This window comes from Pontibacter chitinilyticus (genome assembly GCF_039748935.1).
GTDB classification, from domain to species: domain Bacteria; phylum Bacteroidota; class Bacteroidia; order Cytophagales; family Hymenobacteraceae; genus Pontibacter; species Pontibacter chitinilyticus.
In genome coordinates this window covers 149438-175573 of sequence record NZ_JBDIZJ010000009.1, presented here as the reverse complement: position 1 = coordinate 175573, position 26136 = coordinate 149438, and the positions used below count along the sequence as shown (strand labels likewise).

Annotated in this window: 22 protein-coding genes and 2 tRNA genes; 15 read left to right on the top strand and 9 right to left on the bottom strand. The window is 47.9% G+C overall.

Annotated elements, in window-relative coordinates; genetic code table 11:
• Window positions 1-21 precede the first annotated feature (21 nt).
• The 5 genes from ABDW72_RS14465 (at window position 22) to ABDW72_RS14445 (ending at window position 5455) form a co-directional block, all read left to right on the top strand.
• Entirely contained in the window at window positions 22-1014 is a 993-nt protein-coding gene (locus ABDW72_RS14465; protein ID WP_347159295.1) for a glycosyltransferase family 4 protein, read from the top strand.
• On the top strand, window positions 1014-2174 hold the full coding sequence (locus tag ABDW72_RS14460) for a glycosyltransferase family 4 protein (protein WP_347159294.1): 1161 nt from the start codon (window positions 1014-1016) through the stop codon (window positions 2172-2174). Before ABDW72_RS14465 ends, ABDW72_RS14460 begins: the two co-directional genes overlap by 1 nt.
• Before the next feature lies 1 nt (window position 2175).
• Complete coding sequence (locus ABDW72_RS14455; RefSeq protein ID WP_347159292.1) at window positions 2176-2748, top strand: WcaF family extracellular polysaccharide biosynthesis acetyltransferase; 573 nt, start codon at window positions 2176-2178, stop codon at window positions 2746-2748.
• 125 nt (window positions 2749-2873) lie between these two features.
• Window positions 2874-3617, top strand: coding sequence for a glycosyltransferase family 2 protein (locus ABDW72_RS14450; protein ID WP_347159291.1), 744 nt, complete (start codon window positions 2874-2876; stop codon window positions 3615-3617).
• 518 nt (window positions 3618-4135) lie between these two features.
• On the top strand, window positions 4136-5455 hold the full coding sequence (locus ABDW72_RS14445; protein WP_347159289.1) for a nucleotide sugar dehydrogenase: 1320 nt from the start codon (window positions 4136-4138) through the stop codon (window positions 5453-5455).
• Window positions 5456-6014: 559 nt separating this feature from the next.
• Here ABDW72_RS14445 and ABDW72_RS14440 read toward each other — a convergent pair.
• A tRNA-Asp gene (locus ABDW72_RS14440) sits at window positions 6015-6088 on the bottom strand.
• Window positions 6089-6144: 56 nt separating this feature from the next.
• Window positions 6145-6218 (bottom strand) — tRNA-Asp (locus ABDW72_RS14435).
• 215 nt (window positions 6219-6433) lie between these two features.
• Between ABDW72_RS14435 and ABDW72_RS14430 the strand changes: the two genes are divergently transcribed.
• The 6 genes from ABDW72_RS14430 to ABDW72_RS14405 all read left to right on the top strand — a co-directional run bounded on the left by ABDW72_RS14430 (window position 6434) and on the right by ABDW72_RS14405 (window position 10963).
• Complete coding sequence (locus ABDW72_RS14430) at window positions 6434-7384, top strand: acetyl-CoA carboxylase carboxyltransferase subunit alpha (RefSeq protein WP_347159288.1); 951 nt, start codon at window positions 6434-6436, stop codon at window positions 7382-7384.
• A gap of 205 nt (window positions 7385-7589) precedes the next feature.
• Window positions 7590-8432 carry an MBL fold metallo-hydrolase gene (locus ABDW72_RS14425; RefSeq protein WP_347159287.1) on the top strand — a complete coding sequence of 281 codons (843 nt, stop codon included), beginning with the start codon at window positions 7590-7592 and terminating at the stop codon, window positions 8430-8432.
• A 1-nt stretch (window position 8433) separates the two neighbouring features.
• Entirely contained in the window at window positions 8434-9198 is a 765-nt protein-coding gene (locus ABDW72_RS14420) for a patatin-like phospholipase family protein (RefSeq protein WP_347159286.1), read from the top strand.
• Window positions 9199-9289: 91 nt separating this feature from the next.
• Window positions 9290-9922: an autotransporter outer membrane beta-barrel domain-containing protein gene (locus tag ABDW72_RS14415; protein WP_347159285.1), complete on the top strand. Its 633-nt coding sequence runs from the start codon at window positions 9290-9292 to the stop codon at window positions 9920-9922.
• Window positions 9923-10017: 95 nt separating this feature from the next.
• Window positions 10018-10572, top strand: coding sequence for a 1-acyl-sn-glycerol-3-phosphate acyltransferase (locus tag ABDW72_RS14410; protein ID WP_347159284.1), 555 nt, complete (start codon window positions 10018-10020; stop codon window positions 10570-10572).
• A 31-nt stretch (window positions 10573-10603) separates the two neighbouring features.
• Window positions 10604-10963, top strand: a complete 360-nt coding sequence (locus ABDW72_RS14405; RefSeq protein ID WP_347159283.1) for an MmcQ/YjbR family DNA-binding protein — start codon at window positions 10604-10606, stop codon at window positions 10961-10963.
• 99 nt (window positions 10964-11062) lie between these two features.
• On the opposite strand, the gene smc is transcribed toward ABDW72_RS14405, so the two are convergent.
• Entirely contained in the window at window positions 11063-14599 is a 3537-nt protein-coding gene (gene smc, locus ABDW72_RS14400; protein WP_347159281.1) for a chromosome segregation protein SMC, read from the bottom strand.
• Window positions 14600-14890: 291 nt separating this feature from the next.
• On the opposite strand from smc, the gene ABDW72_RS14395 reads away from it, so the two are divergent.
• Entirely contained in the window at window positions 14891-15409 is a 519-nt protein-coding gene (locus ABDW72_RS14395) for a hypothetical protein (RefSeq protein WP_347159280.1), read from the top strand.
• 110 nt (window positions 15410-15519) lie between these two features.
• Here ABDW72_RS14395 and ABDW72_RS14390 read toward each other — a convergent pair whose 3' ends face one another.
• From ABDW72_RS14390 to pckA, 3 genes are all read right to left on the bottom strand, one after another.
• Window positions 15520-16188, bottom strand: coding sequence for a DUF4159 domain-containing protein (locus tag ABDW72_RS14390; protein WP_347159279.1), 669 nt, complete (start codon window positions 16186-16188; stop codon window positions 15520-15522).
• 24 nt (window positions 16189-16212) lie between these two features.
• Complete coding sequence (locus ABDW72_RS14385; protein WP_347159278.1) at window positions 16213-16929, bottom strand: 16S rRNA (uracil(1498)-N(3))-methyltransferase; 717 nt, start codon at window positions 16927-16929, stop codon at window positions 16213-16215.
• Between the two features lie 195 nt (window positions 16930-17124).
• Window positions 17125-18738 carry a phosphoenolpyruvate carboxykinase (ATP) gene (gene pckA / locus ABDW72_RS14380; RefSeq protein WP_347159277.1) on the bottom strand — a complete coding sequence of 538 codons (1614 nt, stop codon included), beginning with the start codon at window positions 18736-18738 and terminating at the stop codon, window positions 17125-17127.
• Window positions 18739-18968: 230 nt separating this feature from the next.
• Here pckA and ABDW72_RS14375 point away from each other — a divergent pair, with 230 nt between their 5' ends.
• From ABDW72_RS14375 to ABDW72_RS14365, 3 genes are all read left to right on the top strand, one after another.
• Complete coding sequence (locus ABDW72_RS14375) at window positions 18969-20576, top strand: peptide MFS transporter (protein WP_347159276.1); 1608 nt, start codon at window positions 18969-18971, stop codon at window positions 20574-20576.
• Window positions 20577-20801: 225 nt separating this feature from the next.
• A complete protein-coding gene (locus ABDW72_RS14370) occupies window positions 20802-22598 on the top strand; it encodes a peptide MFS transporter (RefSeq protein WP_347159275.1) in 1797 nt (598 codons plus the stop codon).
• A gap of 279 nt (window positions 22599-22877) precedes the next feature.
• Window positions 22878-23474 carry a hypothetical protein gene (locus ABDW72_RS14365; RefSeq protein WP_347159274.1) on the top strand — a complete coding sequence of 199 codons (597 nt, stop codon included), beginning with the start codon at window positions 22878-22880 and terminating at the stop codon, window positions 23472-23474.
• A gap of 74 nt (window positions 23475-23548) precedes the next feature.
• Here the strand turns inward: ABDW72_RS14365 and groL are convergent, their stop codons facing one another.
• The 3 genes from groL to secG form a co-directional block, all read right to left on the bottom strand.
• Complete coding sequence (groL, locus tag ABDW72_RS14360; RefSeq protein WP_347159273.1) at window positions 23549-25183, bottom strand: chaperonin GroEL; 1635 nt, start codon at window positions 25181-25183, stop codon at window positions 23549-23551.
• 37 nt (window positions 25184-25220) lie between these two features.
• On the bottom strand, window positions 25221-25511 hold the full coding sequence (gene groES / locus ABDW72_RS14355) for a co-chaperone GroES (RefSeq protein WP_347159272.1): 291 nt from the start codon (window positions 25509-25511) through the stop codon (window positions 25221-25223).
• Between the two features lie 247 nt (window positions 25512-25758).
• Window positions 25759-26136: a preprotein translocase subunit SecG gene (gene secG / locus ABDW72_RS14350; RefSeq protein WP_347159271.1), complete on the bottom strand. Its 378-nt coding sequence runs from the start codon at window positions 26134-26136 to the stop codon at window positions 25759-25761.

Sequence of the window (26136 nt, the reverse complement as noted above, 5' to 3'; positions counted from 1 at the left end):
AGTTAAGTTTTAAGTATATCTGTGTTGAACGCGATTAAGCTCTTTTTACGACCTTCCCGTCCGGATGCTTTCAGTATCGAAAATCTTTTCCAGACCTTGTATCCTTACATTCAAAAGGGCACAAAGGCGGAACTGCACATATTGAAAAGTAAAAGCACAGGAGTACTCAATCGCTGGAGGTTACTGCAGGAGGTGAAAAAGAACAAAAGCCTCCGCGTGAACCACATAACAGGTGACATCAATTTTGTGGCACTCTTTCTTAACAGGAGAACAACTATTCTAACCATACATGATGTGGAGTCACTGCAGCGGCCTAATCCTATTGCATCTTTCCTGCTTAATTTATTCTGGCTGAAGCTGCCGGTTCAAGCTGCCGGAAAAATCACAGTTGTATCGCAGCAGACCAGAATGAAGTTACTGGAAAAGGTGGCTGTCTCTCCCGAAAAAATAATTGTGATTCCTAATCCTGTTTCTAACCTTTATCAGTACTGCTATAAGGAGTTTAATAAAGAAAAGCCCAATCTGCTCCAAATTGGTACAAAGTATAATAAGAACCTTGAAATGTTGATTCCGGCTCTAGCCGGTTTAAGCTGCACGTTAACGATTGTAGGTAAACTTTCGGTACAACAGGAAGCTTTATTAAAGCAATACCGAATCGAATATTGCAATAAGACTGGCTTAAGTAATGAGGAACTCTTAGATGAATATATTCATGCGGATATTGTAACCTTTGTTTCTACCTTTGAGGGGTTTGGCATGCCAATAATCGAGGCGAATGCTGTTGGAAGAGTTGTGTTGACAAGTAACATAAGTGCTATGCCGGAAGTAGCCGCTGATGCCGCTTATTTGGTAAATCCCTTTGATTGTTCAGCAATAAGGGAAGCCATACTTGAGTTAATCGACAACGATTTGCTCCGGGAACAACTTATTGAGAGAGGGGTACATAATGCAAAGCGGTACAGTCCAGAGATTATTGCAGGCATGTACCTAGCCTTGTATGAAAGCATGTTGTAATGAGTAAAAAGAAGAAGGTACTAATCACCATTGATTGGTTTATACCTGGGTATAAAGCGGGAGGGCCCATACAGTCCTGTGCTAACCTGGTGGCGCATTTAAAGGACGAGTTTGATTTCTTTGTCATTACCCGAGATACAGATTACTGCGAGGTTCAACCGTATGATAAGATAAAGTCAAATGAGTGGAATAAGCTGAGCGAAGGATTGCAGGTGTATTATTTCTCAGCCCAACAGCTGACTTACAAAAACCTTCATGAAGTAATATGGAGCGTAAAGCCGGATGTATGCTTTATTAATGGTGTTTATTCTTATTACTTTTCTGTCTTATCGCTTATTATTTTGAAGCGTTTAGGACTGAGACGAGTGGTGGTATCAGCTCGTGGCATGCTTGCCGGAAGTGCCATAAACGTTAAAGGAAATAAAAAGAAGCTGTTCTTAGCAGCTATAAAGACGCTTCGGTTATACCGCCATGTTACCTTTCATGCCACGAATGAAGGGGAGAGAAGCGACATCTTAAAAGTTGTCGGTGCAACAACGCCGGTACGGGTAGCGCCTAATTTGCCGAAGGTTTTCAACTCCAAGTCAAATGCTAATCGACAGAAGGTAGCGGGCAGTTTAAGGATAGTTAGTGTAGCTCGCATTTCGCCTGAGAAGAACCTTAAATATGCCCTCGACGTCCTGCAGCAATTTGGTAAAACAGGAGAAGTAGTTTTTGATATTTATGGCCCTCTCTACGACGTGCATTATTGGGAAGAGTGCCAGGATGTAATTCAGAAGCTGCCTCCGAATGTGGTTGTTACCTATAAACAAAGTATAGCGAGCAATGAAGTAGCTGCTATTTTAAAAAAATACCATGTTTTGTTTATGCCCACACGTGGGGAGAACTTCGGACATATTATTCTGGAAAGTTTGTGCAGTGGCTGCCCTGTAGTTATTAGCGACCAAACCCCATGGAAGGATTTAGAGGAAGTTGAAGCTGGCTTTGCGCTCCCGTTAGAAAAAAAGGGTAATTTTGTAGCGGCTCTTCAAAACCTTTTGCACATGCGGCAGGAAGCGTATAACAGCTGGTCTGACAATGCTTTCAAGCTAGGGCAGCAGTATGTGAATGATAAGGCTGCTGTAGAATCAAATCGGAAAATGTTTAGAGAAGTCAGCTAGCATGAAGACCGCCGAGCAGCAACAGCACGTCAACAAAGCCGCCTACAACAACGACTGGTATAACCCGGGAGCCGGAGCGTTTAAACGGACCTTGTGGTATTTGGTGAACGTGCTTTTCTTCATCAACCCGCTGAACCCGCTGCGTGGAGTTAAAATCGGGTTGCTGCGCCTGTTTGGTGCCATCGTGGGCAAAGGCGTGGACATCAAGCCGGGTGTTAACATCAAGTATCCGTGGCTGCTCACCGTTGGAGATCATGTATGGATAGGGGAGAACGTCTGGATCGATAACCTGACCCAGGTGGTGCTGCAAAACAACACCACCTTGTCGCAGGGGGCCATGCTGCTAACCGGCAGCCACGACTATAAAAAAGCCACCTTCGATTTGCTGGTGGGGGAGATCGTGCTGGAGGAGGGAAGCTGGGTGGGGGCGAAGGCCATTGTCTGTCCGGGTGTTACCTGCGGCGCGCATAGCGTGCTGGCGGCCGGCTCGGTCGCGACAAAGGACCTGGAGCCCTATACGATCTACCAGGGGAATCCGGCGGTGGCGAAGCGGAGGAGAGAGATAAAGTGCTGAGGCAGCAAAGGCCTGCGGTAAGGATTCAGAAAGAAAATCATTCCCTGCCACCTTCAAAAGGGAATCAAAATAAAATCGGATTCTACTAAACTCGTCATCAATCAAACTTATAGCTTTCTTTTTACGTGAAAATTTCCATCATCACCATTGTCTACAACAACTGCGAAACCATTGCCGAGGCGATCGAATCTGTACTGAGCCAAACGTACCCGGATATCGAGTATATCGTGGTGGATGGCCTGTCGACGGACGGCACGGTAGAGGTGGTGGAGCGTTACCGGGACCGGATCACCACGTTTGTCTCCGGGAAAGACAAAGGTTTGTATGATGCCATCAACAAAGGCATCTCCCTGGCCACTGGCGAGGTGGTAGGATTGCTGCATTCCGACGACCTGTTCTACAGTCCGGAGGCCGTGGCGGCGGTTGCAGCGGCTTTCCTGGCAAGTGAGACGGACAGTGTTTATGGCGACCTGCTGTATGTGCAGAAGGAAGACACAAACAAAGTGGTGCGCAACTGGGTTTCGGGCGCGTACAGCCGCGAAAATTTTATTTACGGTTGGATGCCCCCGCACCCGACTTTTTACGTAAAGAGAGCTTGTTTTGAAAAATACGGCCTCTACAACACACAACTGAAAAGCGCCGCCGATTATGAACTGATGCTGCGCTTCTTATACAAACACCACCTAACCACCAGTTATATTCCGGAGAAGCTGGTGAAGATGCGCGTAGGCGGGAAAAGCAATGTGACACTGAAAAATAGGATCAGGGCGAACCGCGAGGATTATGCGGCCTGGCACCTGAACGGTCTGAGACCACGTTTTTATACCCGCTACCTGAAGCCACTGCGTAAACTGGTGCAGTTCCTGTAAGGGACCGGATGTATATAGAAGGTCAGGCAGACGGGGCGCTTTAGGCTTTTTCAGGGGCGAATCTCCGGATTAGTGACTTGAAGAGCAGAGGCGTCTCAGTCTACATAGATTCTCAAAGAGTTAAGGAGGCTTTTCAACAGGCATTGACCTGAAATGTATCCTAATGCACGACTGCTTTTATTAGTTCTGTGGCCAAGTTGGGGTGCAGACCTAGCTTCGTCAAGAAGCACGAGTTACAAACTCGCGCTAGCAAAGAGTCAGCAGAGAGCAAGAGGTTGCTGCTGGTACAATGTAATGCTCGTGGTGCTTGTAGCTTGTACCTTTGATTTCCATTATACCAGAAGAGGTGAACCATACCATGCGCTGACATCAGTGCACCCATAAAGAAGAAGCAGAAGACAGGAGTTGCAGGGGCAGAAGAAATATCATATTAGGAAAACAAATAACAGGTAACAGGAGTATATTCGGCTGAATTAATATTTGCTATAACGGTAACGGAATCATCTGTCAACATTAAAATGAGCAACAACGGAAATAAGGGCATTGTAGACAATGCAAAAATTGCCATCATCGGATTGGGCTATGTGGGCTTGCCACTTGCCATTGAGTTTGGTAAAAAGTATGATGTACTGGGCTTCGACATCAACGAAGAGCGGGTGCAGGAACTAAGCGAGGGAAAAGACAGAACGCAGGAAGCCAACATTGCTGATTTAGAGAAAGTGATTGGCCAAAAGAAGGAGCAAAAGCAGAAAATTGGACTTTCCTTTTCGTCAAATAAGGAGGATCTACGAAGCTACAACACCTTTATTGTGACGGTGCCTACGCCAATCGACCAGTTTAAGGCGCCTGACCTGACACCTTTGATTAAAGCTTCTGACATGCTGGGTGGCGTACTGAAATCAGGGGATGTGGTGATCTATGAATCGACCGTATACCCGGGTTGTACCGAAGAGGATTGCGTGCCGGTTTTAGAGAAGGTATCAGGCCTAAAGTTCAACAAGGACTTTTTTGCGGGCTACTCCCCGGAGCGCATCAACCCCGGCGATAAGATCAACACCCTCACTAAGATAAAAAAAGTGACCAGCGGCTCTACGCCCGAGATCGCCTCACGTGTGGATGACTTGTACCGCTCGATCATCGATGCCGGCACACATAAAGCCCCAAGTATAAAGGTGGCCGAAGCCTCTAAAGCTATCGAGAATGCCCAGCGTGACGTGAACATTTCCTTTGTGAACGAACTGGCCCTGATTTTTGACCGCATCGGTATCGACACCAACGATGTGATAGAGGCCGCCGGCACGAAGTGGAACTTCCTGAAGTATAAACCAGGCCTTGTTGGCGGGCACTGCATTGGTGTGGACCCTTATTACCTGGCGCACAAAGCGGAGGCCCTCGGCTACCACCCGGAGGTAATCTTAAGCGGCCGCCGTGTAAACGACAACATGGGCCAGTTTGTCGCTGACAAGGTGGTAAAGCTGATGATCAACAAAGACCACAAGATCAAAGGCTCCCGCGCTCTGATCATGGGCTTTACGTTTAAGGAAAACTGCCCTGACGTGCGCAACACCCGGGTGGTGGACATCTACCACGAGATGAAGCAGTTTGGCCTGGAGGTAGATATATACGATCCTTGGGCGGATGCGGCAGAGGTAGCACATGAGTACAACATGCATATTCTGAACAAGCTGGATGAGCACGTAGTATACGATGCCATTGTAGTAGCCGTAGCGCATAATGAGTTCCTGAGCTTCGATTACCAGAAGTATAAGCGCAACAATGCGGTGATCTTCGACACCAAGGCTTGTTTAGACAGGAGCCTGGTGGATGCGCGGTTGTAGCGGTTGTGATTTAAAATAGCTTAAGTATAAAAAGGCCTGCTGATAAATTGTCGGCGGGCCTTTTGATAGTACCGGGTCCAATCACTCCTGCCCCTCAGAGCTGCGCCCGCAAGTTTCGAACTAGCGTTCTAGCTTGTCTAAGGCGGGGAGTTTTTCTTACTTACTTAAGCAGGCGATTATCTCTTATAGTATGGCTTGGTGATTCTAGAACACATGTTTATTTTGGGAAGCGCCGAATCTTGATACCAGGTTTTTGCAGCTTTAAATTCCGCTCCATATCGCCTGGTTAGCAGAAGTATGGTTATATATCTAGTCTCATAGCTGCACGCCAAAGTATAGTAAACGAGAGAAAGCGACATAAGTAGAAGCAGAGTCCCCGCCTTAGACAAGGAGGGGCAGGGGTGGTTGGATCCGGGACTATCAAAAGAAGCGGAACAGTTGAGCTAGGGCAGGCAAGTCACACATACTTTAATCCTGTTCATCTGTTCATACCGAAAATTCTGATTCAGTATAACCTCTTAAAACCAAAAAAGCCTGAAGATTTCTCTTCAGGCTTTCGCGGTCTGGACGGGACTCGAACCCGCGACCTCCGCCGTGACAGGGCGGCATTCTAACCAACTGAACTACCAGACCAATACTTTTGATGAAAGAGCCGTTTGCTCTATGTTGCGTTACCGCAGGATTACCTGCGGTCTGGACGGGACTCGAACCCGCGACCTCCGCCGTGACAGGGCGGCATTCTAACCAACTGAACTACCAGACCGTTTTCTCTAACGCTGTTCGTTAAAGTGATGCAAAGGTATACCCTTGATTTTAATTCTGCAAGAGGGACGTATGTTTTTCAGGCTATATTTTAACGCTTGCAGCGTAATTGCTTCATTCACACGGAATTTATTTTTTATCTGCGGATAAATATCAATCTTCTTTAACAGCATGAACGGAAACTCTTAAATTTGTACCTGAACTAGCGAGAGAACTATGCTTTTAGATTTCGAACAGCCGATTGCCGCCCTTGAGGGCAAACTACAGGACATGAAAACGCTGGCAACAGAAAGCCAGGTGGACGTATCGGAGGCAGTAAAGGCCCTGGAAGACAAGATCAAGACCCTGAAGAAGGAAACGTATGCCAACCTCACCCGTTGGCAGCGCGTGCAGCTGTCGCGCCACCCTGACAGGCCTTATACGTTAGACTACATACATGGCATCACCGACAAATTTATTGAGCTACATGGTGATCGTACCGTAAGCGACGATAAAGCCATGATAGGTGGTTTTGGGGATGTGAATGGCCGCAGCATTATGTTTATCGGGCAGCAGAAGGGGCGTAACACCAAGCAGCGCCAGATGCGCAACTTTGGGATGGCGAATCCGGAAGGCTACCGCAAAGCACTACGCCTGATGAAGATGGCCGAGAAGTTTAACCGGCCGATCGTGACGTTCATTGACACGCCCGGTGCTTTTCCGGGACTGGAAGCAGAAGAACGGGGGCAGGGCGAAGCTATAGCCCGCAACCTGAAGGAGATGTTTATGCTGAAGGTTCCTGTGATCTGCATCATCATCGGGGAAGGCGCTTCGGGCGGTGCCTTGGGTATTGCGATTGGGGATAGGGTGATGATGCTGGAGAATACCTGGTATTCGGTAATCTCGCCAGAATCATGCTCCTCTATTCTGTGGCGCAGCTGGAACTACAAAGAGCAGGCTGCGGAGGCACTAAAGCTCACGGCCACGGACATGCTGCAGCACAAACTGATCGATGGCATTATCAAAGAGCCCTTGGGCGGTGCTCATACGGAGCCTGAGAAAATGATGCGCCTGCTGAAGAAAGAACTGCTCAAGATGCTGGACGAACTGGAGACGCTGGATTCAGAAGAGCGTATCATGCAGCGCATTGACAAGTTCTCCAGTATGGGAGTTGTTTTAGAAAGCTAGAAAGATATAAAGTTAAAGCGTTTGAAAGTGGGGAGGCAGTAGGGTACGACTTTGCTGCCTCCTTTATGTTTTCTGAATCGCAAAGCTTTGGAAAAACTTAAACAAAGAGCCTGAATTAAAGTATAAACTCAAATATTTAGTTCTTCAGCCCATAATACTAAAGTCACTTTCAAACTTTCTACTATACAAACTTCAAACTTAACCCATGCAGCTACATGTAATTGACACCGGTTTTTTTAAGCTGGACGGCGGCGCCATGTTTGGTGTAGTGCCAAAAACGCTCTGGCAGCGCACGAACCCTGCCGATGAAAATAACCTGTGTACCTGGGCGATGCGTTGTTTGCTGATAGAAGATGGCGATAGGCTGATCCTGATCGACAATGGAATTGGTGATAAGCAGGACGCAAAGTTCTTTAGCCACTATTACCTGCATGGGGATGCCAATTTGCAGACATCGCTTCAGCAAGCGGGCTTTACGGCGGCCGATGTGACGGATGTTTTCCTGACGCACCTGCACTTTGACCATTGCGGAGGTGGGGTGAAGTATAATGATAGTACCGGCGCCCTGGAGCTGACTTTTCCTAATGCTACTTACTGGTCGAATGCCGACCATTGGGCATGGGCTACCCAGCCGAATGCCCGCGAAGCAGCTTCCTTTCTAAAAGAAAATCTCCTGCCGATGCAGGAAAGCGGCCATCTGCAATTTGTTGATCCTATGGCACCATCTCCTTTTCCGCAATTCGATATCTTTTATGCTAATGGGCATACTGATAAAATGATGGTGCCGATCATCCCTTATAAGGGTAAAAAGCTGGCCTATATGGCCGATCTGCTGCCTTCTACCGGCCATATACCGCTGCCCTATGTGATGGGCTATGATACGCGCCCACTGCTGACGCTGGAAGAAAAAGCTGCTTTTCTGGCCAAAGCGGCCGAGGAAGATTATGTGCTTTTTCTGGAGCATGACCCGGTACATGCCTGCTGTACAGTGCAGCAGACTCCGAAAGGTGTTCGTTTGGATCGCACCCTTACACTTAATGAGTTGTAGTATGCGCGTAGGAGTAGCCTTATCCGGTGGGGGAGCCCGGGGCATTGCGCACCTGGGGGTGCTCAAAGCATTTGATGAGCTCGGCATTCCGATCAGCATCATCTCCGGGGTTAGTTCGGGCGCTATAGCCGGGGTCTTTTATGCAGCAGGGTATTCGCCTGAGGAAATTCTGAAGCTGATCAAAGAACTCAGCATCTTTAAAATCGTACGGCCTGTGTTCGGTAAAATTGGGCTGATGCACTTGGAGGAAATTGAAAAGCTTTACAAAAAGTACCTGGGGGAGTTTGCCACCTTTGAGGACCTGAAACTGCCGGTGATCGTGAGTGCCACGGAGATGAACGAAGGGGTAACGGCTTATTTCTCATCCGGCAATCTGATAAAGCCCCTGATGGCTTCCGCTGCTGTTCCAATCCTGTACCAGCCTGTTTCTTTTGAGGGCAAGCTTCTTAATGATGGTGGCCTGTTGAATAACCTGCCGGTTGACCCGCTGCAGTTTAATTGCGACGTAAAGATTGGTGTACACGTTAACCCTATCAATCACCAGGCGCAGGTGTCTAATTTCAGGAGCATGGTTGAACGGTCGGTGCTGCTGGCCATTAACAACAACGTTAAAATGCGGGTGCACCTGTGCGATCTGCTGCTGGAACCACAGGAACTAAAACATTACCGTTTGGTCAACTTCAGAAAGGCCGATGAGATCTTTGAAATCGGCTACCGCTATACCCTACAGATGCAAAAGCACATCTTCGCCTTGTTAGCAGCATAAGGCGTGATACTAAAATCTAAATAAAAAATATAAATTTAACAACTATATAGTAGTTTTCATACGTATAAGCACACGAACCTATTTTGTTGTTATGCGTGCTATGTTACTCCTGTTCTTTCTGCTGCCATTTACCCTGTTGGCGCAGGAAAATGAAAGTTCCCTTATTCGGGCCAAGGTCAAGAAAGGGTCGTTGCTTTTAGGCGGAACCATCAACGGCTCTTTCGCTAAAGTAACAGACGAGATCAGCTCACCGGTGCATACCCTGGAAGGTACTAAAATTCAGGCGCAGCTCCGGTTAAAGGATGGCTATTTCGTGCAGAACGACTTTGCTGTCGGGCTGGATATTACCCTCAACCATCAGAGCGAAAAGATGAAAGCGGCAGACGATGCATCGGAGCGCCTGCCGTTCCGGCAAACCCTTCTGCTGGCCGGTCCCTTTGCCCGTTATTACCTCGATAACGGCGTATTCTTTGAAGCAACTGTGGGCGTAGGCCTTCTTAACTTCTCATCGGGCGAAAAGAATGACCTGATGCAGGGAGATCTGGGTATTGGATATGCCTTTTTTGTAAATGAGCGATACGCCATTGAGCCGCAGCTGTCGTTTAGGTATTTCCGTCAGGTGCAGAATGATAAAGCCTATACTTCTCTGGGACCATTCCTGGGGGTAGGCTTTCAGGCATACTTATACCGCAAAAGAGCAAATGTTATCAAGCGGGCCTTGTAAATATGAACGAATGTATGTATTTATACATTTCATTTAAGCTGCTTTATGCCGGACAAGATTCTGAATGGTACTTAAGGCGCTTTGCCTGATTTTACATGCTCGGAAAAATATTAGCTAAGCTCATCTTTAAAGCCCGCGGCTGGACGTTGCAGGGCACCCTGACACCTGATAACAGGCGCTGCGTGATGGTAGCGGCACCGCATACCAGCAACTGGGACTTCATCTATGCCCGGGCTGCTTTCTACCTCATGGATGCGCCCATCCGATTCACCATCAAAAAGGAATTCATGGGTTTTCCTTTTGGCGGCCTGCTCAAACGCATGGGCGCCTTGCCGATCGATCGCTCCAAAAATACCCGGATGGTAGATGCTATGATCAGGATCTTTAAGGAAAGGCCGGGAGAAGACATGTGTGTGATGGTGACGCCGGAAGGAACGCGTAAATACCAACCCCGCTGGCGGAAAGGCTTTTACTATGTGGCACAAGGTGCGGGCGTGCCCATTGTGCTAGGCTACCTGGATTATGCCAAAAAAGAGGCGGGAATCGGCCCCACCATCTACCCAACCGGAGATGTGGAGGCTGATATCGAAGAAATTAAAAGCTTTTACCGCACTAAGACTGGGAAAGTTCCTGAAAATGGTGTTAGGTAAGTAATAGCAGCCAGCGAATAGCCTTACTTTTATGAATATAGAAACTTTACGGGAGTTGTGCTTGTGCTTTCCCGGCGTAACAGAAGCTATAAAGTGGGATGCGGACCTGTGCTTTTCCGTTGGTGGTAAGCTATTTTGTATTACCAGCATGGAAGCGCCACATACGATCTCCTTTAAAGTTTCGGAGGAAGAGTTCGGAGAACTTTCCAACTCACTGCATGTGATTCCGGCCCCATACCTGGCACGGAACAAATGGGTACAGGTGCAGGAGTGGAGCCGCTTTTCCGGTGAAGAGTGGAAGTATTATGTAAAGCAGTCGTATGATTTGGTACGATTAAAACTTCCGAAAAAGCTACAGCACCAGCTGCTGTTTGAAGAGCAAGACCTTTAATGCCCTCAAATAATTCTTTGGCGAAAGTATAAAGGAAGCGTATAAAAAAGCGTCGCAGCTAAAACTTTAGCTGCGACGCTTTTTTATACTTGAGATGAATTAAGCGATCTGGCGCAAGTCTACCGGTATAACGCGCGAGATACCTGCTTCGATCATCGTGATGCCATACATCACGTCGGTAGAGGCCATTGTGCGCTTGTTATGCGTAACTACGATGAACTGCGAATCCTGAGAAAACTTGCGAATGATGTTGTTGAACTTGTCAATATTGGCATCGTCCAGCGGCGCATCCACCTCATCGAAAATACAGAACGGCGCCGGCTTGAGCAGGTAAATGGAGAACAATAGCGAAATAGCTGTCAGCGTTTTCTCACCACCGGACAGCTGGTTGATGGTTAGCGGCCGCTTGCCCTTGGGTTGTGCCATGATCTCAATCTTAGACTCCAATGGGTTGCTCGGATCAGAGATCACCAGGTCGCAATTATCTTCTTCTGTGAACAGGCTGCGGAATACCAGTATAAAGTTTTGCTTGATCTGCTGGAAAGCATCCATGAACTTCGTTTTCGCCACCGTATCAATCTCATTGATGGTATCGATGAGGATGTTCTTGGCATTCACCAGGTCGTTGCGCTGCTCGGTGATAAATTTATTACGCTCTTCGATCTCGGCATAGGCTTCGGCTGCCATCGCGTTTACAGGGCCCATTCTATCGAGTGCACCCTTTACCTCGGCAATATGCTTGCTGAGTTCTTCGCCAGATAGCGGGATCAGCAACTCTTCTTCCGGTACCGGGCTGGCGAAATCTTCGTCTGAAATATTGAACTCAGCAGCGAGGCGCTCTTTGATAGCCACCAGCTTCAATTGCGTATCGTTCCGGGCCTGCTGCATGCGCAGGAGCAGTTCATCGGCATTCTGGCGCTTGCGCTGCAGTTCACGGATGGTCTTTTCTTTTTCATCCAGCTCTCCGCGCAAGCTGTAATACTGCTTTTCTATTTCTTCCAATTCCAGGCCAAAGGTATGGCGGGCCTCCACCATGGTTTCCACCACGGCTTCGTTTTCTTCTATAAACGCATCGGCCAGCCGGGTCTCTTCCTCTGACTTGATAAGTTCCTGCTTTAGCCCTTCGATGCGCTCCTGGTTGGTCTCTACTGCTTTCTGCTTGTAGCTGATTTCCTGCTGCAAGCTAGCAAAACGGTTCTTGAGCTGGTGGAACTGGATGTTCTCCTGGTTATACCTGCCCGAAACAACCGCAATTTGTTCCTGCTGCCGCTCCAGGTTTGTGGTCTGAGCTGCCAATTCCTGCTCCAGGCGCTGTAGTTCCTGCTGGTCGGCTACCGCTTGCGGCGAAACTTCCTCACTTTGCTCCCGCAGCACATATAGGCGCTCATGCAGCTCTTCCTGCTTTTGGTCGAAGTTGCGCTGGTTCTGCTGGTGCTGCTCATGCCGGATGCGGACGGATAGCAGGTCCTGCTGCAGCTTTGCTACTTCTTTTTCAAGCCCCTTAATCGTGTCCTTCTGCGACTCGCTTTTATAGTTAAGCAGGATCTGGTGCTGTGTGTTGATACGCCCTTGCAGGAGGTCGGCCTGCCTGGTGAGCTCATTTACTTCCGTTTCCAACTGCTCCAGGTTCTGCTTGCGGCCTAGTCTGTTGCCATCGAACAGCCCCACCGAACCACCCGACAAGCTCAAAGGCTTTTTGATAGCCGAGCCATCTTTTAGAATGATGGTGCGGTAATCTTCAGACGAAAAGTCTTCATCAGACTCATCGCTGATATACACGTTGTTGAGCATGTACTTGAGCAGGCTGCCATACTTCTTATCAGCCGAAACCACCTCATAAGCCGCTACTAGTTTGCCCTCGTTAAAGGTGGCAGTAGGCTCCAGCTCTTCCACCTCTGAGAGGATAATGAAGTTTGCCCGGCCTTTGTTTTCCTGCTTCAGCAAGTTAGTAGCCTCTACAGCATCCTGCAGCGTATCCACTACAAAGAAGTTCATGTAAGGCTCCAGGTAGCTTTCAATAAGGGGCTTATATTCAGGCTGTGACAGGATAATGTCGGAAAGGAGGGGAGCAGGCTTAGACCAGCTATCCGACTGGCAAAGGAACTTAATTGCCTCCGGAAAGCCTTCCATGTTTTCTACCAGCGACCTGGTGAGGGTATACTGGTTCTGGCGGGCATCCAGCGTCCGGTTCAACTCCACCAGCTGCGTCTTAAGCGCTTCGATGCCGTTTTCCGTCTTCTCTATACTTTCCAGCAGCGACTCCTCTTTGGCCTGCAGGCGCACCAGTTCGGCTGTCTTTTCTTCCAATACCTGTTGTGCCTCCTGCAATTGCTCCTGCAGCAAAAACGCATCTTCATCAGCGGTGCGCTTTTGCTGCTGCATCCGCTCCAGTTCCTGGTTTATACTTTGTATCTGTACCTGGCTGATCTCTAAAGATTTGTTCAGTTGGTATACTTCGTTTTGCTTTTGCTTTTGCTGCAGCGTAAGCTCCTGAAATGTTTCCTGCAACTCCATCTTCTGCTCATTGGCATCCTGCAGTTGCTCCTTAAGTATACTAACCTGCTCTTCGGCATCCGCAAACTGCTCCTGCACAGCCTCCAGATCCCCGTGCAACTCGCCAATGCTTTGCTGGGTATGCTCCACGCTGGCAGTATCCTGGCTGATCTGCTGGCGCAACTGTAACATACGCTCTTTCAGGTAAAGGCTCCGCTCCGAACGGAGTTTAATGTCATTTTCCAGCTGGCGCAACTTCGCCGTTTGCACCTGCATGGTCTTTTGCATTTCAGCGAGTTGTTCCTGCGTCAGGTTTAACTCCTGCTTCTGATCTGCCATGGCATCTTCGGCTTCCGTTACAGCAGCTACATATCCTTCTTTCAACGTGTTTTCCTGCTGTACATCCTGCTCCAGGCGCTCCAGGGTTTGCTGGTATTGCCCTACGTTACGGCGGGCAAATTCGAGGCTATGCTTCTTATAGTCTTCTTTTAACTGGAAATATTTAATGGCCTGTTTCGCTTGCCTTTCCAGCGTTTTCATGTTCTTGCCGATCTCAAAGAGCACGTCTTCCACGCGCTCCAGGTCGGCATCTGTTTCCTCCAGCTTTTTCAGCGTCTGCTTTTTCCGAACTTTAAATTTAGAAATGCCAGCTGCTTCTTCAAACAAAAGGCGGCGCGAGTTCTCCTTGTCATTCAAAATTTCGTCTACCATCTTCAGCTCGATAATGGCATAGCTGTCAGATCCGATTCCCGTATCCAGGAAAAGCTCATTGATATCCTTCAGTCGGCAGGGAACCCCGTTCAGCATGTACTCGCTGTCGCCATTGCGGTAGTACTTGCGGGTGACCGTTACCTGCGAGTATTCTGTAGGCAGCACGCCCCGGTTATTATCGAAGGTGATAGAGACCTCCGCCAACTGCACCGGCTTACGGGTTTTGGAGCCGTTAAAAATAACATTCTCCATTTTGTCGGAGCGCAGGTTGCGGGTTTTCTGCTCGCCCAACACCCACCGTATAGCATCCACAATGTTGGACTTGCCACAGCCGTTTGGTCCTACAATTCCGGTAATACCATTGTCAAAGTTAATGACAACCCGGTCGCCGAAACTTTTAAATCCTTTGATCTCTAGTTTTGATACTTGCATTCGCGTTAGCGGAAATTCTATAATCCAAACTCAAAAATAAGAGGATTTTTAATTATCTGCCTTATTGATTCTCCTTTCAGACATTTCTTTGTTGCAGCTTCTCTCAAAGCAGCTAAAATATCTCTTATCGTAAATTTGCTTGAGATAAATAGATCTGTTCTTGTTATTCGATTTCCTATGACGAGCTACTTCTTTATTCTTATATAGTAGCTTTATACATTATCGTAAGTATAAAAGAAGCGATATGATATTACATGTAATAAATACTTATCTTTGATTAAGAACAGCTCTATGGAAGACTATAAAATTCTGATCTATATTTTGCTTGGTGTAGCGTATCTGATCTTTATGAACTGGCGGAAAGCCTTTAAAGATCCGAATGAAGCTAATCTGCCGGAAGAGGACGCGCCTTCCCCGGCGAAGAGAATTCGCCCGCAGCGGCCACCTGCACCGGCTACATCATTTGAAGAGATGCTGCGGCAGTTGCAACCTAAAGCAGAGCAGGCGCAGGCAAAAGGAGAGGAACTGGTGATAATCGCTAAAGAGAAGGCACAACAGGTATTCACGCCCGAACCAAAGGTAACCGTAATAGACTACGAAACGGCACCGGCGCAACGTGCTTTATCATGGGAGAAACGTGCCGAAGCCTTGGAAGCTGCCAGGCATTCGCAGCAACGCCGGCAAAGCGGGTTCAGCGCTTATGATAAACCTCAGCCTCCCAAGCAGCGATACCAGGAATTACTTCAGGATCCTGCCTCCGCCCGCGATGCATTTATACTTTCAGAAATATTCCAGCGCAAGTATAAGTGAATACCTATAAGTGTTTTAATATCAATATAATAAGTAATTATATTGCATCTAATTAGCATACTTAGCAAAACCTGCAAACCTTTCGGCCAAATTTATACTTGCCAGGCTGATTACTGATAGCGAGTCAGGACATAGGCCAGCAGGTTGGCACCCATTTTTAGCGCCTGCTCATGTTTTTCGATCGGGTCGTTGTATACTTCATGATCCTCCCAGCCATTTCCCAGATCCGTTTCATAGGTATAAAAGCAGACCAGCCTTCCTTCATGTATGATGCCGAAGCCCTGCGGCGGCTTGCCATCATGCTCATGGATTTTAGGTAGCCCGTGATTGAACACATACTTTTCTTTGTAAATAGGATGATCAAAGGGAAGCTCCACAAATTCGTGCTCTGGAAATACCTTTTTCATCTCGCGGCGAATGAATTTATCAAGGCCATAGTTGTCGTCGATGTGCAGGAAACCGCCGCTAAGCAGGTAGTTGCGCAGGTTCTGCGCCTCGTCATCTGTAAAAACCACATTGCCGTGGCCTGTCATATGCACAAAGGGATAGCTGAACAATTCAGGGCTGCCGACCTCCACCACATCTTCTTCGGGCGCAATGTTCATGTTCAGGTTTTTATTGCAGAACTGAATCAGATTAGGTAAAGATGTTTTATTGGCATACCAGTCGCCGCCGCCGTTATACTTTAGCTTGGCAATTCTAAAACTAGCCTGCTGTGCCTGTAACAAGGGCGCTAGTGCCAAAAGAAGTATGACAAGTAGGGGAAAGCTCTTTTTCATGATGCTGTTTTTATCAGGCTCCTTTTATAACGGCGCAAATACGTCGTGCAGTACATGCAGCGTGTGGCAGGCGACCAGTGCTGCCGTCTCTGTTCGCAGTCTGCTTCGGCCCAGTGTCACCGGGCGAATGCCGGCTGCGTAAGCTGCTTCAATTTCCTGGTGTGAGAAATCACCTTCCGGTCCGATCATGATACAATGCGGTTGCCCCGGCTTATACAGATCCTTTATACTTTGTGTGGCATCATCTTCTAAATGAGCAATAAATGTTTGGGCAGGCAGGCACTTCTGAACAAACTTTTGAAAGGGAACCAGGTCGTGGAGCAGCGGAAGGTAACCTTTCTGTGACTGCTTCATGGCACTAACGGCTATTTTCTCGAGTCTGTCCAGGCGCATCTGCTTCCGCTCAGAATGATCGCACAGCAGGAATGTGATCTCGTTTATACCTATCTCCACAGCCTTCTCTACAAACCACTCGATGCGGTCCAGGTTTTTAGTTGGCGCTACAGCAATATGCGACACATAGGGTAACTGGTTGTAATTTACCTGCTTGTCGATGACCTGCAACACACATTTCTTCTGATGAGCATCCTGGATGATGGCTGTATACAGCCCGCCAACCCCGTCGATCAGGTAAATGGTATCGCCTTGCTGCAGCCGCAGCACCCGGGTACAGTGTTTAGATTCCTCCTCTGGTAAAGTATATGTGTCGGAGGTGATGTCCGGAGTATAGAATAGATGCACCTTGTAAGAATTACGAATGATGAAAGATAAAGTGCTTTATAAACCTGCTAGACCAGTTTCCTGACGCCCTTTGTCACGCACTACCTTTACTTATACGAAGCTATGAAGTTTATACTACCTACAAAAGAAAAGGGCAACAAAAGGCTTCTCTGGTTTATTCAGAGAAGCCTTTTTAGATAATCTAAGTATAAAATATTAAGCAGTTACTTCCACATGTGGCGCACCTGTCAGGATCTCTTCGCTTGAATCTTCGGCGTACTTCGCGAAGTTCTTTACAAAAGCGGCAGCAAGCACATTCGCTTTGGTATCATAGGCTTCTTTATCTGCCCAAGTGTTACGCGGGTCCAGTAGTTGGGACGGCACGCCGGGGCAAGATTCCGGAATTGAAACGCCGAAAACCGGATGCTGTGCATACGCTACTTTTTCCAGGGCGCCGCTTAGGGCTGCCGTAATGGTGGCACGGGTATACGCAAGCTTCATGCGGGAGCCCACACCGTAAGGACCGCCCGTCCAACCGGTATTCACAAGCCATACGTTCACATCGTTTTCTTTCATCTTGGCTCCCAGCAGTTCTGCATAACGCGTAGGGTGCAACGGCAGAAAGGCTGCGCCAAAGCAAGCTGAGAACGTTACCTGCGGCTCCGTAATGCCTACCTCGGTACCAGCTACTTTAGCAGTATACCCGGAGATAAAGTGGTACATGGCCTGGCTGGCATTCAGCTTAGAAATAGGAGGGAGCACGCCAAAAGCATCAGCCGTCAGGAAGAAGATGTTCTTTGGAATACCTCCCCTGGAAGGAACCAACGCGTTGCTGATGTGGTAAATAGGGTAGGCGACACGCGTATTCTCGGTAACCGACTTGTTTGTATAATCTACCATGCGGGTACCCGGGTAAAAGCGGGTGTTCTCGACAATGGCTCCGAATGAGATCGCCTCCCAGATCTGCGGCTCCTTTTCATGGGTCAGGTCTATAACTTTAGCATAACAGCCGCCTTCAAAGTTAAAGACGCTGTCAGATGCCCAGCCATGTTCATCGTCACCGATCAGGTGGCGTTCCGGGTCAGCTGACAAAGTTGTTTTGCCTGTGCCGGAAAGGCCAAAGAAAACAGCTGTATCACCCTCTTTGCCAACATTGGCGGAGCAGTGCATGGATAAAATATTATGCTCGTGCGGCAGAAGGTAGTTCAGCACCGAGAAAATACCTTTCTTGATCTCTCCCGCATATCCTGTTCCACCAATAAGAATCATCTTACGGGTAAAGCTGATAACGGAAAAGTTTGCCTGGCGTGTTCCGTCGGTTGTAGGGTCTGCCAGAAACTCCGGTGCGCAGATAATGGTAAAATCAGCCGAAAAGTCTTCCGTTTCTGCCGGGGCGGGGCGCAGGAACATGTTATTGCAGAAGAGGTTCTGCCATGCCTGGGTGTTCACAACGCGCAGGTTCAGGCGGTAATCCGGGTGGGCGCCGGCGTATGCATCCCGCACGTATAATTTGCGGCCTTCCAGAAATGTCAGCATTTTGCTGTGCAGGGCGTCAAATTTCTCCTCCTCAAAAGGAATATTGATGTCTCCCCACCAAACCGTACCGGCTGTTTTTGCATCCTTAACAATGAAGCGATCTTTTGGGGAGCGGCCGGTAAAGGTACCAGTATCGCATGCCAGCGCGCCGGTGTCAGCCAGCAAGCCTTCGCCATTTTTGATAGCCTCTTCGACCAGGGCAGCCGGAGGCAGGTTCCAGAGGATTTCTTCAGCTCCTCCTATGCCTAAACTTTCCAACATGTTTGTCCATAGTTTGTCTCCCGTTTTTTTCATTTAGATTTAATTAAGGTTAATTTTAGTGAGTAATTACTTTCCAAGGCGCAAAAGTATGCATATTAAGATTGCTTCACCATAGTAGCTTGAAATATTTGCTTAATTCGGCCCGTTTTCTGTATACGGAGCTACAAAGCTTTCGCTTACAAAGTCATTATCCTTATTTCCCACAATCTATTTAATATATAGTTATACGTATAGTTACTTAAAACAACGAACCCAGTCTACACATGTCCACAAAAGATCCCCTTTCCTCAAAAGATTTTTCCGTTCAACATAAAGCTGACAACGATGATCTGCCTTACCTGGGAGCGCCTGTTCCAGATAAATTTAAACACCCCAGTGCTTTATACTTGCTGTTCTTTACTGAAATGTGGGAACGTTTCAGCTACTACGGCATGCGCGCCCTGCTGGTGCTTTTCCTCACATCTTCGCTGGTGGAAGGCGGCTGGGCCTGGAACCGGGAAGATGCGCTGCAGCTTTATGGCCTTTACACGGGTTTGGTCTATCTTACCCCGATCATTGGCGGGTATATTGCCGATAAACTGCTTGGGTATAGAAAAGCTGTGATCCTGGGCGCGCTGCTCATGACCTTGGGCCATGGCAGTATGGCGCTGGACACACAGGTATTCTTTTACCTGGGTCTGGGCTTGCTGATCATCGGTAATGGCTTGTTTAAGCCGAATATTTCTTCCATGGTAGGCCAGTTATATAAAAACAACGAAGACAAGAAGGATGCTGCCTATACTATCTTTTATATGGGCATTAACTCCGGCGCCTTCCTGGGCATTCTGCTTTGCGGCTATATAGGCGAGAAAGTGGGTTGGAGCTATGGTTTTGGCTTAGCAGGAGTATTCATGTTGTTCGGTATGCTGCAGTTCTCCTTCGCCAAGAAGATGTTCCATGGTATAGGGCTCTCGCCTGAAGAAAAGAAAGAGGAAGACCTGCTACCAAATAGCGAAGCAGAACAGGATAATGTGCCGGCACCGATCAAGCGGGACCGCATTATTGTTATTTCGGTGTTAGCTTTCTTCACGATATTCTTCTGGATGGCTTTTGAGCAGGCAGGTGGCTCCATGACTATTTTTGCCAACGATTACACCAACCGGATATTAGCCGGTGACAGCGCTACCTTCTTTAAATGGGCCAATGCTACGCTCGTAGTTATACCAATGCTGATCTTGACGGTCGTGCTGTTTAACCTGTTTAAAGATACTTTCAGCAAGATTCCGCTTTCTAACCTTTTTCTGGGCACCAGTTTCGTGGTGATTTGGGGAATTGTGATCTGGATGCTGAACAGGGAGTTTACAGCAGATGTGGCAGAGGTGCCAGCCTCCTGGTTTGGTATTCTTAACTCTTTCTTCATCATTTCCTTAGCACCTGTTTTTTCAAGGATCTGGCAAAGTAAACTTAATCCTTCCGGACCAATTAAATTTGGCATTGGCCTTATACTATTAGGCGGTGGTTTTGCCATACTGGCTTATGGCGGCCATACTATTCCGCAAGGGGCACAAACAGCATCAGTTAGTATGCTATGGCTCATTCTGGCTTACCTGTTTCATACTATGGGAGAGCTTTGCGTTTCACCGGTAGGCTTGTCGTATGTAAGCAAATTGTCGCCACCTAAGTTGCTTGGGCTGATGTTCGGTATCTGGTTTGTCGCCAACTTCATTGCTAACTTGCTGGCGGGCGTGTCCGGCAGCTTCATCGACAGCATTACTGCCCGGTATTCCATCACTGTTTTTTTCCTGTTGTTTACGGCGCTGCCAATACTTGCCGGCCTTGTTATGTTCGCGCTAAATGGCTTTTTAAAGAAAAAGATGCACGGCATCCATTAGCGATTGTACCTGAAGCTTTTAAGCCCCTGCCTTTCCAAGGCAGGGGCTTTTTGTTACTGCTTCATCCACCAACCCCTTGTTAAAATTTCGCGTTGGGCAGCGCAGGTTACACTGCTAAAAGCTGCCTATCTGCCTCCAGTCAACCTTTTACATTTGGATTAGCCGATATAGCTTCGTATTTTTAGTTTTGACATGCACTAACCTTTTATACTTACTACATTATTTATGTCGACACCTCAGAACATATCCGGCGGGAGAGCGCCTAGTTTCGTTGAAACGCAAGGCACTTTATTTGGTCACCCGATTGGATTAATGATCTTGTTTTTCACCGAAATGTGGGAGCGCTTCAGCTATTATGGCATGCGCGGCATCTTGGTGTTGTTCTTAGTTTCAAATGTGAATGGCGGCTTTGGCTGGACAGAGACAGAAGCGATCAGTTTGTATGGCACCTATACGATGTTGGTCTATTTAGTGGCCATTCCCGGGGGCTTTTTGGCTGATAAGGTATTTGGCCAGAAAAAGGCTGTTATGCTGGGCGGCTTTACCTTAGTGGCCGGTCACTTCCTCATGGCCTGGCCATCAGTATGGGCTTTCTACACAGCCATGGCGCTGATTGTGGCTGGCACAGGCCTTTTAAAGCCTAACATTTCTACCATGGTAGGCGGCCTTTATAAAGAAGGAGACAGCCGCCGCGATTCGGGCTTCACCATTTTTTACATGGGCATCAACCTTGGCGCGTTCCTGGCTGCTTTGATTGTTGGTTACGTTGGCGAAACCATTGGCTGGCACTACGGCTTTTCTTTAGCAGGTATCGGCATGCTGCTGGGGCAGGTGGTGTTTATTGGCGGCCAGAAATACCTGCGCCATGTAGGTAATATTGTTAAGAGCGAAGATAAGATTTTCTCTAAAGCTACTCCGAAAGCGAAAGCAGCTGCTAGTTTCACCAAAGTGGAGAAAGATCGCTTGGTTCTCTTAGGGATTTCATTTGTGATCGTGTTAGTGTTCTGGGCTGCTTTTGAGCAGGCGGGTGGTTTGATGAACCTCTACACGAAGAACTACACCGACCGGTACATTGGCAATGAGTTTGCTGTAAATGAATATACTACACAAGCCAAAGAACCTCAGGATTTGTTGGCCATCCAGGCAACCCAAAAGGTGGTAGAGAACAAGCAGATTACTGAGTTTAATACGGTTGGTGAATTCTTCGGCAACCTTGTCTCTCCGCGTTCGCTTAGCTTTAGCGAGATCAACAACAAACTGGACAGCCCTGTGGAAGTAGATGGCAATCAGGTCATTCCTGCACCACGTATTCGCAGCAGGCAGTATGATCTGGCAGTAGAAAAAGCAGATAGCGCGACCTACAATGCCTTGCTTTCTGATGCTGCTCCCGTGGTTGAAACTCCCTCAGCTTATACCATTTTTGATCGCCAGAATGAGCAGCGCGGCTTTATCGTTCCGGCAAGCTGGTTCCAGAGTTTGAATGCCTTGTTTATACTTATCTTCGGAGGTATAGTAGCTGCTGTTTGGCTTTACCTGGCTAAAGTGGGCAAAAACCCACCTTCTATTTCTAAAATGGGTATTGGCACGGCCATCATGGGCTGTGGGTTCATTTTTATGGTGTTCGCGTCTATGCAGCGCGAGTCCAGCATGCTAGGCCTTTCGTCGATGTGGTGGCTGGTACTGGCCTACCTATTCCATACTTTAGGTGAGTTAGCCTTGTCGCCGGTGGCCCTCTCGTACATCACAAAGCTGGCTCCCCGAAGCCTGGTAGCCTCCATCATGGGTATTTACTTTGCAGTAACCGGCTTGGGCAACAAAGTAGCAGGTTGGTTAGGAGAAGCTGCTCAAAACCTTGGTGAACTGGAGATATTTGGCGGCATCGCACTGGTATCTATTTCCCTTGGTTTACTCTTGTGGGTGTTCAGTGGCAGGCTGAACCGCTTGTCTCATGGTGCGGAAGAGCAGCACAACGAGGAAGAGGAAGCGCAAACCGGCCAGTTGCTGGAAGCGGAACTAAGCTAAAAGCAAATAGCTGTTAATATTGAAAAAGAAAGGCTTCTCATAACTGGGAGGCCTTTCTTTTTTACAGTTGTCAGAGTTCATTTCAGGTATAAACTTGAGCCGACCACTTGTATAAACTCTTCCTAAGCATTTTGTTTCTGCCCAGGACAAAAATTCATGGTACTTTTAGAAGGAGTTGATAGGAGTATAAAGTTTATTGTTGCACTAAAAGAAGCAGGAGCTTAATTTGTGCCACTTAACGAATAGACTGAATAGTACATTTCAACTTTTACCACCCACATGTTTTTAACTTACCACACGTGTAAACGAAATGTTTACCTGCTACTGCTGAGCCTCTGCGCCTGCCAGATACCTGCTGAAGAAGCAGTGATGCCTCAGCCGGCGAAAAATACCATTATGTACCTCATCCCGAAAGGGGAGCATTATGCTACATCTCATCCTTTCAAAGCAACTACTACTACCAAGCTTTCCTTTGAAGTGACATTTGATAGCACGGCAATTTATACTTCCGTTGCTCCCGAAAACCAGGGAGATATTAACAAACTGTATGGCGTTTCTGACTGTGGCGTCAGCCATCAAACTAACAGTGCACGCTTTGGCTGGCGCTGGTATAACAATCAACTGGAAATTCATGCTTATACTTACCTCAACCAGGTGCGGCAATCCAAGTATATCGGTACGGTGGAGTTAGGGCAGAAAAATACCTGTACATTGGAGCTATGCGACGGAACCTATACTTTCCGGCTGAACGGACAGCAAGTGGAACTGCCGCGTGCCTGTACAGGAGCGGGGGCAGGGTACCAGCTATATCCATACTTTGGAGGCGATGAAGTAGCCCCGCATGCTATTACTATCCAATTAAAAGAACTACACTAGGCGTCCGGATAGCCCTAAAAAGAAAAAAGCCCCCGAGCTACAACTCGGAGGCTTTTTAAAGTAATGGGAAATGATTACATCATGCCGCCCATGCCGCCCATGCCACCTGGCATAGCCGGAGCACCTTTATCTTCTTCAGGCTCTTCTGAAACTACACACTCGGTGGTAAGCAGCAGGCCAGCAATAGAAGCTGCGTTCTCCAGCGCAAGACGTGTTACTTTCGTTGGGTCGATGATACCGGCTGCAAACAGGTTCTCATACTTGTCTTCGCGGGCATTGTAACCGTAATCAGCTTTGCCTTCGCGAACGGCCTGTACTACCACAGAACCTTCGCCACCAGCATTGGCTACAATGGTTCTTAGTGGAGACTCCAGGGCAGTGCGAATGATCTGAACACCAGTCTGCTGGTCAGCATTTGTTACTTCCAGGTTTGAAAGGGCATCCAGCGCACGGATCAGGGCAACGCCACCACCCGCTACAATACCTTCTTCCACCGCAGCACGTGTTGCGTGCAAGGCATCATCCACACGGTCTTTTTTCTCTTTCATCTCAACTTCCGTTGAAGCACCGATGTACAGAATAGCTACCCCGCCAGATAATTTTGCAAGACGCTCCTGCAATTTCTCTTTGTCATAGTCAGAGGTTGTGGTTTCCATCTGCGCTTTGATCTGGTTTACGCGGGCCACAATGTCATCTTTCTGGCCAGCACCGTTCACAAGGGTAGTGTTGTCTTTGTCGATGATCACTTTTTCAGCCTGACCTAAGTATTCCAGCGTCGCATTCTCCAGTTTGTAACCGCGCTCTTCCGAGATCACAGTACCACCGGTCAGAATCGCGATGTCTTCCAACATAGCTTTTCTTCTGTCGCCAAAGCCAGGAGCTTTTACCGCAGCAATTTTCAGGGAGCCACGCAGTTTGTTTACTACCAGGGTAGCAAGCGCTTCACCGTCTACATCTTCTGATACAATCACTAAGCCTTTACCTGTCTGAACCACCTGCTCCAATACCGGCAGCAGTTCTTTCATAGTAGACACTTTCTTGTCGTAGATCAGGATGTAAGGGTTGTCGAACTCCGCTTCCATCTTCTCTGCGTTGGTTACAAAGTATGGCGACAGGTAACCGCGGTCGAACTGCATACCTTCCACTGTTTTTACTTCAGTTTCGGTTCCTTTTGCCTCCTCTACTGTAATCACGCCGTCTTTGCCAACTTTATCCATCGCATCGGCAATCATTTGGCCGATCTCAGCGTCGTTGTTGGCAGAAATAGTACCTACCTGCGAGATCTCAGAAGAGTTCTCGATTTTCTTAGACTGGGAGCGGAGGTTCTCAACAACGGCCTGCACAGCTTTGTCAATACCACGCTTCAGGTCCATCGGGTTAGCACCAGCTGCTACGTTCTTGATACCGGCAGTATAGATAGCTTGAGCCAGCACGGTAGCTGTCGTAGTACCGTCACCAGCCTGGTCGGCTGTTTTAGAAGCTACTTCTTTTACCAGTTGTGCGCCCATGTTCTCGATCGGGTCGTTCAGGTCGATTTCTTTCGCTACTGAAACGCCGTCTTTTGTAATCATCGGGGCGCCAAATTTCTTATCAATGATAACGTTGCGTCCTTTTGGTCCGAGCGTTACTTTAACGGCATTCGCCAATTTATCGACACCAGCTTTAATTTTGGTGCGCGCATCTGTATCGAATGTGATGTTTTTAGCCATAATGGTTTAATTTGATTGGGATTTACTGATCGTTAAGTTAAAGAATTGCCAGGATGTCAGACTCACGCATGATGAGGTAGTCACCGCCATCTACGGAGATCTCAGTACCGGCATATTTGCCGTACAATACCTGATCGCCTACTTTTACTTGTGGTTTCATCAAAGCGCCCTGCTCTGACACTTTGCCTTCGCCAATGGCTACTACTTCGCCACGCTGTGGTTTCTCTTTAGCAGTATCAGGGATAATGATACCAGACTTGGTTTTTTCTTCTGCTGCAGCAGGAGCTACAATTACTCTGTCTGCTAATGGTTTAATGCTGATTGACATAGTTTGTTATTAGAATTTATGGTTGATATTAAACGTTGAAACCATAGGGATACTATCACTTCCTGTGCCAAGCCCGAAGAACTGACACATTAAGCCAATATTTCAGTTTTTAACGCGGACACACCTGACAGGTTTGACATATTTGGCAGCCCCAGGGAACTTTTTCGGGAAGAGCTGCCAACATTGGCAGCAGTGAACAAAAAAAGCCGGCACAGCGGCCGGCTTTAAGTATTTGCTATAGCAGTTCTTATTTTGCAGAATCAGTAGCGGCTGGTAAAGCGGCACCAGGCAAAGTTGCAGCTTTTTCGCTACCGGGCAGGGCAGTGGCCGGAGCTGCTGGTAATTGCTGCTGTTGCGCCCGCTCTTCGTTCACGCTGCGGCTCATTTCAGCAGCACCCTGAGAAGAACGTAGCATGTGCGTGCCCAGTGACAAAACAACCAGTGCGATCGCAAAGCCCCATGTTAGTTTCTCAAGTAGATCGCCGGTGCGCTTAACACCCACTAACTGGCTGGTGCTGCCACCAAATTGGCTGCCAAGGCCGCCGCCCTTAGGGTTTTGGGCAAGTACCACGAGTATAAGCAGTACACAAACAAAGACAATCAGGCTGATAAGGGCGATATACAT